Here is a 17343-nt window from a genome sequence, read left to right as displayed (position 1 = left end):
AATTGAATATTTTTAAAGGCACAAAAAAAGGCGCTCATAGAGCGCCTTTTAAATTTGAAATATGTTCCTGTATTATGGGTTAGGAATAACTAATACTTGGTCTGGATGAATAACATCTGGGCTTTTTAAAACGCCAGTGTTTGCTTCAAATATTTTAGTGTACTTCATAGGATCGCCATAATATTGCTTCGCAATCTTGCTTAAAGATTCTCCACCTTTTACAGTATGTCTGTGATATACAGATTCGTCAGCAACAGTAATGTTAGCTTTTACGTCAGAAGCATTTTCGCCACCTACTTCCTTTATTTTATCCCAAATAAGGTTTTTCTCATAAGGTGTGTTTGCTTCACCTTTTATTTTTAAAACGCCACCTTCTTCAGATACGTCACCATTTTTAATTCCTAATTCTTCTCCAAGATTTAAAACGCCTTGGTATTTAGCTTTTACGCTCATGTTTATTTATTTTAATAGTTAATTTAATAACTTAAAAATACAAAAAATAGTATAAATACGATTAAAAAAAGTGTCCTAAAAATAAGGCTTTGTGGTATTGAATTTTATGTCAGCAGATTAGCTTGTGTATTTTTAAAAAAATGCTTACTTTTGCACACCTTTTTTAAACTAGTAATATTAAGAGGAGAAAGGGACGTTTAAACAAAACAATGTATAATACTTTTGTAGTATAAGTTTTAACTCTTATTAAGTACTGCAGAATACAAATTATTAATCAGCAAATGGCTGAAGACAAAAAACAAGCTGAAGCAGCAGAAGCTGTTGAAGCAAAAGTACAGGCACCTGTACAAGACCCTCAAGAATTTTTAGAAAATTTTAACTGGACAAAGTACGAGCAAGGTATTGAGCAAGTTGATGATGCCAAACTTCAAGAGTTTGAGCAACTAGTTGCTGAAAACTTTGTAGATACAATGGATGAAGAAGTAGTTCAAGGTACTGTAGTTTATCTTACAGATCGTGAAGCTATTATCGACATAAACGCAAAATCAGAAGGTGTTATTTCACTGAACGAATTTCGTTACAATCCAGATTTAAAAGTTGGTGATAAAGTTGAGGTTCTTATTGACATTCGTGAAGACAAAAGTGGTCAATTAGTATTATCTCATAGAAAAGCCAGAACTATCATGGCTTGGGATAGAGTTAATGCTGCTCACGATAAAGAAGAAATCGTTAATGGTTTTGTTAAGTGTAGAACTAAAGGTGGTATGATTGTAGATGTTTTCGGAATCGAAGCATTCTTACCAGGTTCTCAAATTGATGTGAAGCCAATTAGAGATTACGATCAGTACGTAGGTAAAACTATGGAATTCAAAGTAGTGAAAATCAACCACGAGTTTAAAAACGTTGTTGTTTCTCATAAAGCACTTATTGAAGCTGATATCGAAGAACAGAAAAAAGAAATCATTGGTCAACTAGAAAAAGGACAAGTATTAGAAGGGGTTGTTAAAAACATTACTTCTTATGGTGTGTTTATTGATTTAGGTGGTGTTGATGGTTTAGTTCACATTACTGACCTTTCTTGGTCTAGAATTAACCACCCGAATGAGGTTGTTGAGTTAGATCAGAAATTAAATGTTGTAATCCTTGATTTTGATGATAACAAATCAAGAATCCAATTAGGTCTTAAGCAATTAGAGAAGCATCCTTGGGAAGCTTTATCTGATGAAATTAAGATTGGTGACAAAGTTAAAGGTAAAGTAGTCGTTATTGCTGATTACGGTGCATTTATCGAAGTTGCTGAAGGTGTTGAAGGATTAATTCACGTTTCTGAAATGTCATGGTCAACGCACTTACGTTCTGCTCAAGATTTCGTAAAAGTTGGTGATGAGGTTGAAGCGGTAGTTTTAACTATGGATCGTGATGATCGTAAGATGTCTCTTGGTATCAAGCAAATGACGCCAGACCCATGGACTGACATTACAACTAAATATCCTGTAGCTTCTAAACATACTGGAATTGTAAGAAACTTTACAAACTTTGGTGTATTCGTAGAGCTAGAAGAAGGTATTGATGGTTTAATCTATATCTCTGATTTATCTTGGACTAAGAAAATTAAGCATCCATCAGAATTTGTAACTGTAGGTGACAAATTAGAAGTTGAAGTATTAGAGTTAGATGTTGAAGGACGTAAATTATCTTTAGGTCATAAACAAACTACTGATAATCCTTGGGATAAATATGAAACTGAATTTGCTTTAGATACAACGCATACTGGTACTATCGGTGAGGTTGTTGATAAAGGAGCAACTATTGATTTCAATGAAGATATTCAAGCATTTGTACCAACACGTCATTTAGAAAAAGAAGATGGTTCTAAATTAGGTAAAGGTGATACTGCTGAATTCAAAATCATTGAGTTCAACAAAGAATTCAAGAGAGTTGTAGCAAGTCATACTGCTATATTCAAAGCTGAAGAACAACGTAATGTAAAAGCTGCTGTTAAGAAAGCTGCTGCTCAAGCTGATGAAGCAAAACCTACTTTAGGAGATGCTAATGAAGCGTTACAAGCGTTAAAAGATAAAATGGAAGGTAAGACTAAATAGTCTTTTCTATCATAATCTTAACCTGCTCAAGTAGGTTTAAAAGAGCCCGGACATTTGTTCGGGCTTTTTTTATGATGAATTCTCAAATTTGCGTAAAATGATTATCTAGTTTGATTCCTATTTTAAAAGATAATTTGATACTTTTGTATTCACAGAATTTTTAGCATGAGTCAAAAAGTATTGCTTTCTTCAAAAGAGATAAATATTATCCTGCATCGCTTGGCTTGTCAGCTTTTAGAGAATCATTTAGATTTTGAAAATACAGTACTTATAGGTATTCAACCTCGAGGCATATTCCTAGCACAGCGACTTACCGATATTCTTCAAAACGATTACGGCGTTAAAAATATAAATTTAGGATTTTTAGATATTACTTTTTATCGGGACGATTTCCGTAGAGGAGACAAAACTTTAGAAGCTAATAAAACTAAAATTAATTTTCTTATAGAAGATAAAAATGTAGTGCTTATTGATGATGTATTGTATACGGGAAGAAGTATAAATGCCGCTTTAACTGCCTTGCAGTCTTTTGGTAGACCTTTAGATGTAGAGCTGTTAGCACTAATTGATCGAAGGTTTAGCCGTCATTTGCCTATACAACCTAATTATAGAGGCAGACAAGTTGATGCTATAAATAATGAGAAAGTAAAGGTTAAGTGGAAAGAGAATGAAGGCGAAGATGCAGTCTATTTAATTAATACTACGGCATAAAATTTAATATAGAATAGCAAAAATAAGCATATGAGCGAGTTGAGTGTAAATCACTTATTAGGAATTAAATATCTTAAAGAACAAGATATTCAGCTTATTTTTGAAACTGCAGATCATTTTAAAGAGGTAATTAATAGGTCTATTAAAAAAGTACCATCTTTACGTGATATTACCATAGCCAATGTCTTTTTTGAAAATAGTACCCGAACAAAACTTTCTTTTGAGCTAGCAGAAAAACGTTTGTCTGCAGATGTGATTAACTTTTCGGCAGGGCAATCTTCTGTTAAAAAAGGGGAGACCTTAATAGATACCGTAAACAATATTTTGGCAATGAAAGTAGATATGGTGGTGATGCGTCACCCTAATCCTGGAGCCGGTATATTCTTATCCAAGCACGTAAAAGCATCTATCGTAAATGCGGGAGATGGGGCGCATGAGCATCCTACCCAGGCATTATTAGATTCTTATTCTATCCGAGAAAAGTTAGGAGATGTAGCTGGTAAGAACGTGGTGATTGTTGGAGATATTTTGCATTCAAGAGTAGCATTGTCTAACATTTTTGCTTTAAAATTACAAGGTGCAAATGTAAAAGTCTGTGGCCCTAAAACATTGCTGCCTAAGTATATAGAATCTTTAGGGGTAGGTGTGGAAACAAACTTAAAGAAAGCTTTAGAATGGTGTGACGTTGCAAACATGCTGCGAATACAGAATGAGCGTTTAGATATTAGCTATTTTCCTACCACAAGAGAATACACACAACAGTACGGTGTAAATAAGAAACTACTTCAAAGTTTAGATAAGGAAATCGTAATTATGCACCCAGGTCCCATAAATCGCGGAGTGGAAATTACTAGTGATGTGGCAGATTCTAAGCAATCTATTATTTTAAATCAAGTAGAAAATGGGGTGGCCATTCGCATGGCAGTGATTTATTTATTAGCTTCAAAAATAAAATAGTTAGTTATGATTTTTGACAAAGATGAAAATACAACGATTGTTTATCAAGAAAATCCAACCTTAAACATATTTTTAGAGAACCTTTCTAAAGGCTATGAGAATATAAAAAATGATCATATTATCATTAATCTTTTCTCGTTCTCTAAAATTACTAAGAATGATATTTTAGAATTTTTAGATATTTCTAATACGCATAAGAAAGCAAATAAATCATTTGTATTGGTTACAGATGCGGTTTCTTATGAGGATGTTCCTGATCATATTTCGGTCGCGCCTAGTATTCAAGAGGCGAAAGATATTATTGAAATGGAAGAGATAGAAAGAGATTTGGGTATATGAGCTACCTTGCTCAGGTAAATATAGCTAAGATGGTTGCGGAAATCGATAGTCCTATTATGGAAGATTTCGCAAACAACTTAGATCGGATAAATACTTTGGCAGAAGCTAGTTCTGGTTTTATTTGGCGTTTAGTAGCGAATGAAGATAATGCAACGTCTATTCAGGTTTTTGAGGATACGTTTATTCTAGTTAACATGTCTGTTTGGAAACATATGGAGGCCCTTTATCAATTTACCTATGCATCAGAGCATGTTGAAATATTCAAAAGGAAAAAAGAATGGTTCCATAAGATGACAGCCATGCATATGGCATTTTGGTATGTACAAGAAAATCATCGACCAACAGTAGAAGAGGCTAAGAAGCGCTTGGCTTATCTTCAAAAGCATGGAGAAACTCCCTATGCTTTTACATTTAAAAGTAAATTTACGGCAGAAGATGCAGAAAACTTTATGGCGTAAAACAAGATAATTTTTTTATGAAATTAACAATACTTGGTTGTTATGCAGCTACTCCTAGAACAATGACGAACCCTACGTCTCAGGTTCTTGAAATAAAAAACCACATGTTTCTAATAGATTGTGGAGAGGGCACGCAAGTGCAGCTAAGAAAACATAAAATTAGATTCTCGAAAATTAATCATATTTTCATCTCACACCTTCATGGAGATCATTTTTTTGGTCTGCCGGGTTTAGTTTCTACGTTTAGATTGCTGGGAAGGGATTCAGAAATGCATATTTATGGACCTAAAGGAATTGAAGAAGCTATAAATTTATTGCTGAGATTGGGAAATTCATGGACTAATTATAAACTTATTTTTCATGAATTAACTTCTAAGGAATCTGAATTAATCTATGAGGATGATAAAGTAACGGTTAAAACTATTCCGCTAAGTCATAGGGTATATACTAACGGATTTTTATTTGAGGAAAAATTAGCCGCTAGAACTTTAGATGTTGAAGCAGCACAACGGTACCAAATTGAAACCTGTTATTTTCAAAATATTAAAAATGGCCGTGACATCACTTTAGATGATGGTAGGGTGATACCTAATGATGAGTTAACTTTTGATCCGCCAAAACCAAAAAGTTATGCTTTTTGTAGTGATACGGCCTACAAACCAGATATTGTTCCTTTAATTAAAAACGTAGATGTGTTGTATCATGAAGCTACTTTTTTGGAAACACAGGCAGAACTTGCGCCCAAAACAAAGCATTCAACGGCAAAAGAGGCTGCTTCTATTGCTAAACAAGCAAATGTAGGGCAATTGATACTAGGGCATTATTCTACGCGCTACAAATCAATAGACTTATTTAAAGAAGAAGCTTCTGAAATTTTCGATGCCGTTTCTCTCGCAGATGATGGCAAGGTTTTTAACTTTTAAAGCATAGAATATTTTTAAATAATTAAACTCAGTAATCTTCATCTTTTAGTATCTTTTTCAGAACTTTGTAAGTGTACATATTAGGGAAAATTAGATGCAAAAAGATTTAGGAGGCTACAGAAAAACATACGAAAAAAGCGAACTCACAGAAGAACGTATTTCGGATAACCCGATGGAACTTTTTCAAAAATGGTTCTATGAGACAGAAGCATCAGAAGGGGTAGAAGAACCAAATGCGATGACAGTTTCTACTATTGGTTTAGATGGTTTTCCTAAGAGTAGGGTTGTACTACTAAAAAAATACACTCATGAAGGGTTTATTTTTTATACCAATTATGATAGTGAAAAAGGTAGAGCTATAGCAAATAATTCAAAAGTTTGTGTTTCTTTTTTCTGGCCTTTTATGGAGCGTCAAATTATTATAAAAGGTGTGGCAGAGAAAATTCCTGAAAATTTATCAGATGGGTATTTTGAATCGCGTCCAGATGGTAGTAAGCTTGGGGCTATAGTTTCAGAACAGAGCACCGTAATCGCTTCTAGAGAGGTATTGGAAGGGAGGCTTAAAGAATTAGAAAAAGAATACGAAACTAAAGAAATTTTACGTCCTAAGAATTGGGGCGGATATATCGTAAAGCCTATCTCTATGGAGTTCTGGCAAGGTAGACCTAATAGATTGCATGATCGTATCAGGTTTTCCTTAGAGAATATCGATTGGAAAATAGATAGACTAGCGCCATAATTAGTACCCCTAATTCAACTAAAATAAAACTATTGAAGACTATTTATTTAATGCGTCACGGCAAATCTACATGGGAATATGCTGTTTCAGATAGAGACCGACCTTTAAAAGAGCGTGGTATCCAAGATGCCCACATTGTTGGCGAAACGCTTAGTAAATTACAGTTGCCTATAGATGCTGCGTTTTCTAGTCCAGCAAATAGGGCTTTGCATACTGCTATAATTGCTTTAAAAGAATTGGATTTCTCTTTACATAAATTTCAAATTTCGAATGATTTATATGATTTTTCAGGAGAATCCGTGCTCCAATTTATAAAAGAATTAAATAATGACCTCAATAGTGTTTTTATTTTTGGTCATAATCACGCCTTTACCGAAATTGCAAATTCATTAGGGAGCCAGTTTATTGATAATGTGCCCACTGCTGGTTTTGTTCAGCTTAGTTTTGATGTAGAACACTGGAAAACCATTACAAAAGGAAAAACAGAAAGAACTTTAGTACCAAAATATCTTAAAAAATGATAAAGAGTAAGAATCAATATATTAATCGCGAAATTAGCTGGTTGCAATTTAATAAACGTGTGTTGCAAGAAACCGCGGATAAGAAGGTGCCTTTAATTGAAAGGTTGCGCTTTTTAGGTATTTTTTCTAACAACTTAGATGAATTTTTTAAGGTACGTTATGCTACGGTTAAACGTATTGTCGAGGCTGGTAAAACAGGTAAAAGTGTTTTGGGTGGTGAGATAGCGAAAGATTTATTAGAGCAGATAACAAACATCGTTATCAAACAGCAAACAGAAAGTTTAAAGATTCTGGGTGAAATTGAAAAAGAATTAGAAGCAGAAGACATTTACATTATAAATGAAAAGGAAATAACCCCTAAGCAGTCTGAGTTTATAAAAACATATTTTGCCAATCAGGTGAGTCCTGTTTTAATGACCATCATTTTAAATGACTTAAGAGAGTTTCCTGTTTTGAAGGATACTGCAGCCTATTTGGCCATAAAAATGGTGTTAAAACCAGAAACAGATCTTAAAAATTCTGAAAATAGGTATGCTTTAATTGAGATTCCTAAGGGAATAGATCGTTTTGTTGTTTTGCCAAAAGAAGATGGTAAAGATTATATTATAATCTTAGATGACCTGATTCGCTATTGCTTAGGAAGTATCTTCAACATGTTTGAATACAAGTCTATTTCTGCTCACATGATAAAAATTACTCGTGATGCAGAGTTAGATATGGATAACGACTTGAGTAAGAGTTTTATCGAAAAAATATCGAGCAGTGTAGAGCATCGGAAAACGAGTGACCCTGTTCGTTTTGTGTACGATAAAAGTATCGCAAAAGACACCCTTAATTTTCTAAAAGAGAAAATGAATATTGAGGATACAGATAGTGTTATTCCTGGTGGAAGGTATCATAACCGTAGAGATTATATGGGCTTCCCTAGTTTAGGAAGACAAGATCTTTTGTATGATAAAATTACGCCATTACCTGTTAAAGGTTTAAATATGGAAGGCAGTTTGTTTGAGCCCATTGCAACGAAAGACTTTTTACAATACACTCCTTATCATACTTTTTCATATATCATTAAGTTTTTGCGGGAGGCAGCTTTAGATCCAAAAGTAAAAACCATTAAGATTACAGTGTATCGCCTTGCAAATAATTCTCAGGTAGCGGCATCCTTAATAAATGCAGTTAAAAATGGAAAACAAGTTACGGTTCAAATAGAACTTCAAGCACGTTTTGATGAACAGGCCAATATTGAGTATGCAGAGCAGTTACAAGCTGAAGGCGTTAAATTAATATTTGGAGTACCGGGATTAAAGGTGCACAGTAAAATTTGTTTAATAGAGCGCGAGGAGAATGATGTTATAAAACGATATGGTTTTATAAGTACTGGTAATTTTAACGAAGCTACAGCGCGTATCTATACAGATTATACTTTGTTTACTGCTAATGAGGATATTTTAAAAGAGTTGAATAAGGTGTTTGATTTCTTTGAGACCACCTACAAGATTAATAAATACAAGCATTTAATTGTTTCTCCACATTATACGAAAAATCTTTTCAAAAAACTGATTGATACTGAAATTGCAAATGCAAAAGCAGGAAAGGAGGCGTACATCAAAATAAAGATGAATAGCTTTACTTCGTATAAGATGGTAGATAAATTATATGAAGCTAGTAATGCAGGGGTTAAAATTCAATTAATTGTTCGTGGTATTTGTTGCTTAATTCCTGGCGTAAAAGGTATGAGTGAAAATATTGAAGCCATTAGTGTGGTAGATAAATTTTTGGAGCACCCTAGATCGTTTATTTTTGGGAATAATGGGGATCCTAAAATATTTATTACTTCAGCAGATTGGATGACTAGAAACTTAGACTATAGAGTAGAGGTGGGTTGTCCTATTTATGATAAAGATATTAAGCAGGAGCTGATAGATACCTTTGAGATTTCATGGAGTGATAATTTAAAAGCACGTGTTTTTTCTCAGAAACAAGATAATGCATACAAAAAAATAAAAGGTCCAGAAGTCCGTTCTCAATTTGCGCTATATGATTATTACAAAGCAAAATTAGAATCTTAAAATACTAGAAATATTGAAAGTAAGGAAATTTGCAGCAATAGATATTGGTTCAAACGCTATCCGATTGTTGACACATAACATTATAGAGGAGAAAAATAAGACCACTCTTTTTCGCAAGAGTGCTTTAGTTCGGGTTCCTGTGCGTTTAGGAGAAGATTCTTTTACGGTAGGAGAAATTACAGATCGTAATGCAGACCGTATTGTCAATACGATGAAGGCTTTTAAGTTGTTAATGGATGTTGCTGGGGTAGAACAATATATGGCTTGTGCTACTTCTGCGATGCGCGAAGCAAATAACGGTTTAGAGATTATTAAACGTGTTAAAGACGAAGCAGATATTACAATTGAGTTAATAGACGGGAAACGTGAGGCTGCGATCATTGCTTCTACAGATCTTAAGCAACTAATGCAAAAGGATAAGTCTTATTTGTATATTGATGTAGGAGGAGGGAGTACCGAGTTTACAGTGTTTACACAGGGAAAGATATTGGTTTCTAAATCTTTTAAGTTAGGAACAGTGCGTTTGCTAAATAATATGGTAGGCGAAGCAACTTGGAAAAAATTAGAAGATTGGATCAAAGAACATGTTCGGAATATTCCAGATGTTTCTATTATTGGTTCAGGAGGTAATATCAATAAATTGCATAAAATTTCTGGACGTAAAGAGGGGGAGCCTTTATCATCAATTTGGTTAAAAGCGCAGTACAGCTTTTTAGAGAGCCTTACGTATGACGAGCGTATTTCTGAACTTGGTTTAAACCCGGATAGGGCAGATGTTATTATACCGGCAACTAAGATCTTTTTATCTGCTGCAAAGTGGAGCGGTGCGAAGAAAATTCATGTTCCTAAAATAGGATTATCTGACGGTATTATAAAAACGCTTTATTACGATACTAATGCAAAGAAACCTTAGCCGTGAATACTGCCGCTTTTGCTAAAGTCTTTCATAATGTTGGCTTCGTATACTAAAAGGTCTTCCCATTTTTGACTTACCTCATTGCGGTCACCGTATTGCCTAGCGAATTTTAAAAACATGGTATAATGGCCTGCTTCGCTAATCATTAACTTGTGGTAGAAATCAGCTAACTCCTTATCTTCTAATTCTTCAGATAGTAAACGGAATCTTTCACAGCTTCTAGCTTCAATAAGTCCTGCATAGAGAAGTCTATGTACTAACTGTGTAGTTCTACTGCCACCTTTTGGGAAAAATTTCAATAATTGCACTACGTATTCATCCTTTCGATCACGTCCAAGAATTTGACCTCTTGCGATAATGCGATCATGAACCATTTTAAAATGCCCCATTTCTTCACGAACTAAAGCTATCATTTCTTGTACAAGTTCCGTGTATTCAGGAAAAGATACAATTAAAGATATGGCGGTAGCGGCTGCTTTCTGCTCGCAATACGCATGATCTGTTAATATCTCATCTATATTCTTTTCAACAATATTAACCCATCTTGGATCTGTTGGTAATTTTAATCCTAGCATTTTTTTTAATATTAAGCACTAATAGTAGGGTGACCTACCAATTAAAATATCTTTTTTATGGTATCAATCATTATAAATCCAAATCAAACTCACGTCTTAATAGATCTATTGCAGGGTTTTTGGCTCTCAGTTTTTCATATTTCTCTTCGGGAGTAAAGGCAAATTTGGTAGAGGTAGTTTCGTTTATGGTAATTTGTAATTTAACAAAGTGGTTGTTTAGTTTTAAGCGTAAATATTCCATCAAATCAAACTGCTCCCGTTCAATTTCTTTTTTCATAGTGCTATTTGGGAGTTCAATCCAAATAGTGAAATTATCTCTTAGTTTGGGAGTATCGCTATTAAGGTTAGATGCTAATATTTTACGGCCGTCAATATCAATTTTATGAACAAAATCTGCCCAATGTTTTTGCATATCTTCCTCAGAGAAAGGAGATCTCGGGAGTTTGCTTTCGTCAATAACCGTTTCTTTCCGATTCAGCTGATGTTCTTTCTTTACACGCAAGCTAGATAAGGATAGTCCGGAAACTCTGTTTTTTGGCGTGTTGATAGATAATTTTGCTACAGGCTTTTTTTCTTCTTCGAAACTATCAGGTGTAGCTTCTTCTACTTTTTGCTCAGATAAGTTTTCTTGAGGAATATATGTTTCGGCATGGTCTACTGCTGTCGTTCCTTCGGGGGTATTTGAAATAGGTGCGGTAGCATCAATCTTTTCATCAACTATTTTTGGTAATTCGTTGGTGGTGACTAAGGTGTCATGATTTGCTTTAGTAGAATTTGTTGTTCTTTTTTTAAAGTGTTCACTTTTAAAAAAAGAAGCTGGAATAATATAGTCTTCGCTTGTTACGGAATTAGGATTTTTTTTTTCTCCATCGTAATCGATAGAGGATAATTTCATGAGGGATAGTTCTACTAGGAGCCGCTGATTTTTACTGGACTTATACTTAATGTCACAATCATTAGCTATATCTATGGCTTTCATTAGAAAGCTGCTAGAAGTCTTTTTGGATTGTTCTAGGTATAATCTCTTGGCTTCGTCACCAACTTCTAACAACGCTATCGTAGATGGATGTTGGCATACCATAAGATCTCTAAAGTGTGATGCTAGTCCTGTGATAAAATGATGACCATCAAATCCTTTTGCAAGGGTATCATTAAACTGTACTAATAAGCCGGGTATATCGTGTTCTAATATTAAATCTGTAGCTCCAAAATACGTATCGTAATCTAGAACATTTAAATTTTCTGTAACGGCCTTACGGGTTAATTTTTTGCCGGCAAAACTAACGACTCTATCAAAAATGGATAAAGCATCTCGCATAGCGCCATCTGCTTTTTGGGCAATGATGTGTAAAGCATCATCTTCAGCTTCAATTCCTTGATTCTCTGCGATATACTTTAGGTATTCTGCAGCATCTTTAACCGTTATTCTTTTGAAATCAAAAATTTGACAACGCGATAAGATAGTAGGAATTATTTTATGCTTTTCAGTAGTTGCTAATATGAAAATTGCGTGCTTTGGTGGCTCTTCTAATGTTTTCAAAAAAGCATTAAATGCAGATTGTGAAAGCATGTGAACCTCATCTATAATATAGACTTTATATTTTCCTACTTGTGGTGGTATACGAACCTGATCTGTTAAACTACGAATGTCATCTACCGAGTTGTTAGATGCGGCATCTAACTCAAAAATGTTGAATGCATAGTCTTCATCGGGATGTTGCTCACCATCTTCGTTAATTTTTTTAGCTAAAATACGGGCGCAGGTAGTTTTTCCTACTCCTCTAGGACCGCAAAATAATAAAGCTTGCGCTAAATGATTATTTTCAATGGCATTTAAAAGCGTATTGGTAATCGCTTGTTGCCCCACGACATCTTTAAATGTTTGGGGTCTATATTTTCTTGCCGATACTACAAAAGGTTCCAATACGTATTGCTTTTTAAAAATTATGATACTGTTTAGCACAGTAATTACAAATATAAAAATAGCTTAGCAGAATAAGTGCTATTTATAGTTTATTAGCAGTTAATTTATCAACAATTAAATTACCTTTGCCGGCAGCAGGTCATCTTATCGCGGGTTGCTTTGTGCAAAACGAGGAAAGTCCGGACACCATAGTGCAGTATAGCGGGTAATGCCCGTCACTCTAGTTTACTAGAGGAGGACAAGTGCAACAGAAAGTATGTACAGGTAATGCTGTAGTGAAACCAGGTAAACTCTATACGGTGAAACGTCATGTATATCAGCTTTAAGGGCGGCACGCTCGTGCTGAAGGGTAGGCGGTTAGAGCCTTTGGGTAACTAAAGGTCTAGATAAATGATAAGAAACCCTTGATGTAAATCAAGGGTCACAGAATCCGGCTTACGGCCTGCTTTTTTATCCTCTTCTTCTTTCAAGAAGAATCATCATCATTAATCCTAATGTGATACGTTGTTCGTCATCCACATCAATATCTGTTAATTTTGAAACTTCAAATTTTCTACCAAAAAAAGAGGCTTCTTTTTTTAAACGGGTGACGTTCTTACCTTCTAAGTCCGTTACAATATAGGAAGGGTTAAATAAGTAGCCTGTGAACATTCCAAGAACTGGTATTTCACCAAGCATGCTGTCAAATACTTTGACCCAAGCATTTTCTTCACGAATATGGTATTGTAAGTTTTTATTTTGGTCTATTAATTCATATTTAGCCTTCCAGATAGAAGCCCAACCTTTTCTCGCGATTTTTCCTAATTCTTGACCTTCCGCATCTGTAAAGCTATACGCTGTAGAGAAATCAATCCATTTATCAGCTTTAATTTTGAAATTTAATTTGGTTTTACTTTCATTTTCAAAGATGGAAATATCTTCCTTAAGCTTAAACATTTTTTGTTTTACATAAGCTACGGTCTGTCCTGAGGCATCGGTAGCAGTAAAATCATTTGCAAAAGAGGAAACATTAAAAACGAATTTAATTGGAAAACTTAGGTTTTTCATCGGTTGATTTTTGTCGATTATATATGAGTAGCAAACGGCACTATCCTATAAATGGTATGCGTGCGCTGAAATTTACTCAAAAAAGCTAAATACACTACCGCCATATTTTCTTTGCTTGCTAAATTGGGCTAGCTTAGATAAATCGGTATGTTTGGAGTGTTCTACAATCAACAACCCGTCTTCTAAAAGAAGTTCTCTCGAAAATACCAATTCAGGAATTTTTTCAAAATCTTCAATGGCAAGATCGTAAGGAGGGTCTGCAAAAATAATATGATGCTTCGATGTTGTTTTTTCTAGGTAATTAAACACATCGCTTTTGATCGTAGAAATCGGTAATTCTAGCTTTTCTGTAGTTTCGGTTATAAATTTCACACAACCTTGATCAGCGTCTACGGCTGTAATTGTTGTACATCCTCTAGAGCCAAACTCAAAAGCAATATTTCCTGTTCCTGAAAATAAATCTAAAACAGAAATATCTGGTAAATAATAATCGTTATTTAAGATATTGAACAAACCTTCTTTAGCCATATCCGTTGTTGGTCTAACGGGTAGTTTTGATGGTGCTGTTAATCTTCTTCCTCGGTGTTTTCCTGATATTATTCGCATTAAAAAGCGCTTAGTGTAGTGAAATCAATTGTTTTTTTATCCTTATCATTGAGGTGTTGCGAAAGACTTGATGGTATAAATACATCAACATTTCTAACATACGTAAAGATAAGGTTGTAGAGTTCGTCTCCTTCTTCAATACTGCCAAATAACCTCAGTTTGATGGTTTCAGTATCAAGTTTTAGTTGTTCAATAGTAAATAAAATATAGTATATGAAATCTTCTTTAGTTTCAAATATAAAACTATTATAGAATACTAAATTTTTATTTGCAATTACAGTGATATCTACTTGTTGTTCTGTAATGTGTGCGTAGCAAATTGGTTCTTTTCCTGCTGTGAAATTGTTAAGTAAACTTTCAATTAGGATGGTTCCACTATGTTTATATTCAAACTCACCAAAGAGTTCATAGATGTAATTGTTGACGTTTGTAAAAGGTACATAGATGTTTACAATGTCATAATTCTTAATTTCATCGTAAGCGATTTGGTCGTTCGCTAAGATTTTAGCGTTAAACTTAAGGTAATTTGGTAACTCTTCTGGATCAAAAAGCGCCTTTGGTACTAAGGTAAAAAGAGGGTTTCTGTGTATTACCGTAATGTTCGAAAAAGACATTTTAGTAATTTCAAACTTTTCAAGAGTTTCTTTTAAATTCTTTAAAAGTTGAAAAGGAATTACCTCTTCTTTAAAGGAAATATGTTCCTGCTTTATAATGCTATTCTCAACTGAATCTAAGACACAAAAAGAAAGTCCATTCAAACTAATCTGAATGGACAATTTTTTATAACTCAATTCAGAGTTGGTAGTATTAATTTCTTTCTTTTTTGTCATATATCGGTGGCCAGTTACCGTTGGTACTTACCTCTTCAAGTGATCCTACTCTAATATCAGGACCGTTAACTTCTTCAACGTTCACGTATGTTTTTTCTCTAGCAACTAAATCTTTTGGCTGATCGTATAGAACAACTTCTTTAGCAACTTTAGCTTCAAATACTGCCGCACTAAATCCACTTTTGTCAATCTTCTTAGCATCCATAGTAAATTTTTCACCATTTGGAGCTTCAGGAACATTCATCATTGTTTTGTAACGAGTATCTTTTTTGAATAAAGAATCTTTTACAGAAACAAAACCTAAAGTGTCAATAATTTTCTTTTCAACAAGCATGTCAATACCAAATTGCTCATTAAATTCTAAAAATGAAGTATCTCTTTGTTGTGTAATGGTATATTTTCCATTTTCAACAAAATTAATTAATGAATTGAAATCCTTTGCGTATTCCCCTTTAGAGCTTTTGTACGCTTCTTGAGAGTTTCTAATATCTTTTAAAGTATTAATTACTTTTTGGAAACGCTCTTCTTTCACATTAGCAAACTCAATTGGAGCATTAACTGAACTATAAATCAAATACCCAAACCCAATACATGCAATCCAAAGTATAATTTGTAAAACGATCTTCATTTTTTTTCGTGTTAATTAATTTAAGTGGTTATGACAAATCTACAATTTTTTTTTAATCACAAAAGTATTTGTGCTTAAAAATCATCATTATCTTTGAGCATATATGAAAGCTATAGATTCTGCTTCTTTTTATAAAATTTTAAAAGAAAAATTTCCTCACGATCCTACACATGCTCAAAGTCATGCTCTAAAAGATTTAGCAGACTTTGTCTTATCGAAAGAGAAAGACACGGTTTACTTATTAAAAGGCTTTGCGGGAACTGGTAAAACTACTATAATAGGTACCATAGTTACCAACCTGTGGAATACCAATATGAAAACGGTTATGATGGCGCCAACAGGTAGGGCTGCCAAGGTAATGTCTAATTATTCAAAGACATCAGCATTAACAATTCACCGAAAAATATATTTCCCCAAAAAAGAACGAGGAGGAGGTGTCAAGTTTGTTTTAGCACCAAATAAGCATAGAAATACCATTTTTATTGTAGATGAAGCTTCAATGATTCCAGATGCACCAGCAGATTCTAAGTTGTTTGAGAATGGTTCTTTGTTAGATGATCTTATGCAATTTGTGTATTCTGGTCATGGCTGTAAACTTATTTTAATAGGAGATACGGCACAGTTGCCTCCGGTGCGCTTAGATATTAGTCCGGCTTTAGACGCTGGAAAATTAGGTTTAAATTACAATAAGGAAGTTTCTGTTTTAGAATTAGACCAAGTAGTAAGGCAAGCAGGAGATTCTGGTATTCTCTATAATGCCACTAATTTGCGGGAACAATTGCAAAGTGAATTCTATGATGATTTCAAATTTGATGTAGCTCCTTTTAAGGATATCGTTCGACTTATAGAAGGCAACGAAATTTTAGAGGCTATAGAAGATTCTTATTCTCAGAATGGTAAAGAGGAAACAGCTTTTATTGTTCGATCTAATAAACGTGCAAATCTTTATAATGAAAATATTAGGCATCGCATTTTATACCTAGAGAATGAAATATCTGTGGGTGATTATATGATGGTAGTCAAGAACAATTACTTTTGGTTGAAACCAGAGTCTGAGGCTGGTTTTATTGCGAATGGTGATATTATTGAAGTTTTAGAAATTTACTCTATCAAGGAGCTATATTCGTTTAAATTTGCAGAAGTGAGTGTGAAAATGGTTGATTATCCTAATCAGAAACCTTTTGATACCGTGCTACTTTTAGATACTATTACTGCAGAAGCACCTTCATTGCCTTATGAAGATGGGAACAGGCTATACCAAGAAGTACTTTTAGATTATGAAAACGAAACTTCAAAATATAAAAAGTTTTTAGCGGTAAAGAATAATCCATTTTTTAATGCCTTACAAGTAAAATTCTCTTATGCCATTACTTGTCATAAATCTCAAGGAGGGCAGTGGGATACGGTATTTGTAGAACAACCGTACATGCCAAACGGTATGGATAAGGAGAATATGCGCTGGCTGTATACCGCAGTAACAAGGGCAAAAAACAAGTTGTATTTAATAGGATTTAAGAAGGATTTTTTTCTTGATTCAGAATAGAT

18 protein-coding genes and 1 other RNA gene are annotated in these 17343 nt (G+C 34.1%); 12 read left to right on the top strand and 7 right to left on the bottom strand.

Annotated features, from left to right (window positions below; all coding sequences use genetic code 11):
* Positions 1-72 precede the first annotated feature (72 nt).
* Positions 73-453: a LysM peptidoglycan-binding domain-containing protein gene (locus BLQ19_RS12785; protein ID WP_024480118.1), complete on the bottom strand. Its 381-nt coding sequence runs from the start codon at positions 451-453 to the stop codon at positions 73-75.
* A 281-nt stretch (positions 454-734) separates the two neighbouring features.
* Here BLQ19_RS12785 and rpsA point away from each other — a divergent pair, with 281 nt between their 5' ends.
* The 10 genes from rpsA (at position 735) to BLQ19_RS12735 (ending at position 10185) form a co-directional block, all read left to right on the top strand.
* Complete coding sequence (gene rpsA, locus BLQ19_RS12780; RefSeq protein WP_074538608.1) at positions 735-2555, top strand: 30S ribosomal protein S1; 1821 nt, start codon at positions 735-737, stop codon at positions 2553-2555.
* A 165-nt stretch (positions 2556-2720) separates the two neighbouring features.
* Positions 2721-3266 (top strand): bifunctional pyr operon transcriptional regulator/uracil phosphoribosyltransferase PyrR, encoded by a 546-nt coding sequence (gene pyrR, locus BLQ19_RS12775; RefSeq protein WP_024480120.1) that lies wholly within the window; start codon positions 2721-2723, stop codon positions 3264-3266.
* Positions 3267-3296: 30 nt separating this feature from the next.
* Positions 3297-4223 carry an aspartate carbamoyltransferase catalytic subunit gene (locus BLQ19_RS12770; RefSeq protein WP_029445957.1) on the top strand — a complete coding sequence of 309 codons (927 nt, stop codon included), beginning with the start codon at positions 3297-3299 and terminating at the stop codon, positions 4221-4223.
* Between the two features lie 6 nt (positions 4224-4229).
* A complete protein-coding gene (locus tag BLQ19_RS12765) occupies positions 4230-4562 on the top strand; it encodes a ribonuclease Z (RefSeq protein ID WP_074538607.1) in 333 nt (110 codons plus the stop codon).
* Positions 4559-5020, top strand: coding sequence for a DUF3291 domain-containing protein (locus BLQ19_RS12760; RefSeq protein ID WP_029448652.1), 462 nt, complete (start codon positions 4559-4561; stop codon positions 5018-5020). Before BLQ19_RS12765 ends, BLQ19_RS12760 begins: the two co-directional genes overlap by 4 nt.
* A 17-nt stretch (positions 5021-5037) precedes the next feature.
* Positions 5038-5943 carry a ribonuclease Z gene (locus tag BLQ19_RS12755; RefSeq protein ID WP_074538606.1) on the top strand — a complete coding sequence of 302 codons (906 nt, stop codon included), beginning with the start codon at positions 5038-5040 and terminating at the stop codon, positions 5941-5943.
* Between the two features lie 94 nt (positions 5944-6037).
* Positions 6038-6682 (top strand): pyridoxamine 5'-phosphate oxidase, encoded by a 645-nt coding sequence (gene pdxH / locus BLQ19_RS12750; RefSeq protein ID WP_024480124.1) that lies wholly within the window; start codon positions 6038-6040, stop codon positions 6680-6682.
* A 32-nt stretch (positions 6683-6714) separates the two neighbouring features.
* Positions 6715-7203, top strand: a complete 489-nt coding sequence (locus BLQ19_RS12745) for a SixA phosphatase family protein (RefSeq protein ID WP_074538605.1) — start codon at positions 6715-6717, stop codon at positions 7201-7203.
* Positions 7200-9272 (top strand): polyphosphate kinase 1, encoded by a 2073-nt coding sequence (gene ppk1, locus BLQ19_RS12740; protein ID WP_074538604.1) that lies wholly within the window; start codon positions 7200-7202, stop codon positions 9270-9272. The genes BLQ19_RS12745 and ppk1 overlap by 4 nt, the downstream gene beginning before the upstream one ends.
* Positions 9273-9285: 13 nt before the next feature.
* Positions 9286-10185, top strand: coding sequence for a Ppx/GppA phosphatase family protein (locus BLQ19_RS12735; protein WP_024480127.1), 900 nt, complete (start codon positions 9286-9288; stop codon positions 10183-10185).
* Here the strand turns inward: BLQ19_RS12735 and BLQ19_RS12730 are convergent.
* A complete protein-coding gene (locus BLQ19_RS12730; RefSeq protein WP_074538603.1) occupies positions 10182-10763 on the bottom strand; it encodes a MiaE family protein in 582 nt (193 codons plus the stop codon). The genes BLQ19_RS12735 and BLQ19_RS12730 overlap by 4 nt on opposite strands.
* 70 nt (positions 10764-10833) lie before the next feature.
* Positions 10834-12687, bottom strand: a complete 1854-nt coding sequence (locus BLQ19_RS12725; RefSeq protein WP_074538602.1) for a DNA polymerase III subunit gamma/tau — start codon at positions 12685-12687, stop codon at positions 10834-10836.
* Between the two features lie 131 nt (positions 12688-12818).
* Between BLQ19_RS12725 and rnpB the strand changes: the two genes are divergently transcribed.
* Positions 12819-13140: RNase P RNA component class A (rnpB, locus tag BLQ19_RS12720), an RNA gene on the top strand.
* Here rnpB and BLQ19_RS12715 read toward each other — a convergent pair.
* The 4 genes from BLQ19_RS12715 to BLQ19_RS12700 form a co-directional block, all read right to left on the bottom strand.
* Positions 13138-13734 (bottom strand): LURP-one-related family protein, encoded by a 597-nt coding sequence (locus BLQ19_RS12715; protein WP_025614649.1) that lies wholly within the window; start codon positions 13732-13734, stop codon positions 13138-13140. The two genes, rnpB and BLQ19_RS12715, sit on opposite strands and share 3 nt — an antisense overlap.
* A 72-nt stretch (positions 13735-13806) precedes the next feature.
* The gene (locus tag BLQ19_RS12710) at positions 13807-14340 is read right to left on the bottom strand and encodes an RsmD family RNA methyltransferase (protein WP_074538601.1); all 534 of its coding nucleotides are present in this window, start codon (positions 14338-14340) and stop codon (positions 13807-13809) included.
* On the bottom strand, positions 14340-15170 hold the full coding sequence (locus tag BLQ19_RS12705) for a DUF3822 family protein (protein ID WP_025614650.1): 831 nt from the start codon (positions 15168-15170) through the stop codon (positions 14340-14342). The genes BLQ19_RS12710 and BLQ19_RS12705 overlap by 1 nt, the downstream gene beginning before the upstream one ends.
* Positions 15148-15798: a hypothetical protein gene (locus tag BLQ19_RS12700; RefSeq protein ID WP_024480132.1), complete on the bottom strand. Its 651-nt coding sequence runs from the start codon at positions 15796-15798 to the stop codon at positions 15148-15150. The genes BLQ19_RS12705 and BLQ19_RS12700 overlap by 23 nt, the downstream gene beginning before the upstream one ends.
* A 103-nt stretch (positions 15799-15901) precedes the next feature.
* On the opposite strand from BLQ19_RS12700, the gene BLQ19_RS12695 reads away from it, so the two are divergent.
* Complete coding sequence (locus tag BLQ19_RS12695; RefSeq protein WP_074538600.1) at positions 15902-17341, top strand: ATP-dependent DNA helicase; 1440 nt, start codon at positions 15902-15904, stop codon at positions 17339-17341.
* Positions 17342-17343: the final 2 nt, after the last annotated feature.

Origin of the sequence: Cellulophaga baltica, assembly GCF_900102165.1 — a bacterium.
GTDB lineage: Bacteria > Bacteroidota > Bacteroidia > Flavobacteriales > Flavobacteriaceae > Cellulophaga > Cellulophaga baltica.
The sequence above is the reverse complement of the archived record's forward strand: the minus strand, read 5'-3'. Positions and strand labels throughout refer to the sequence as shown.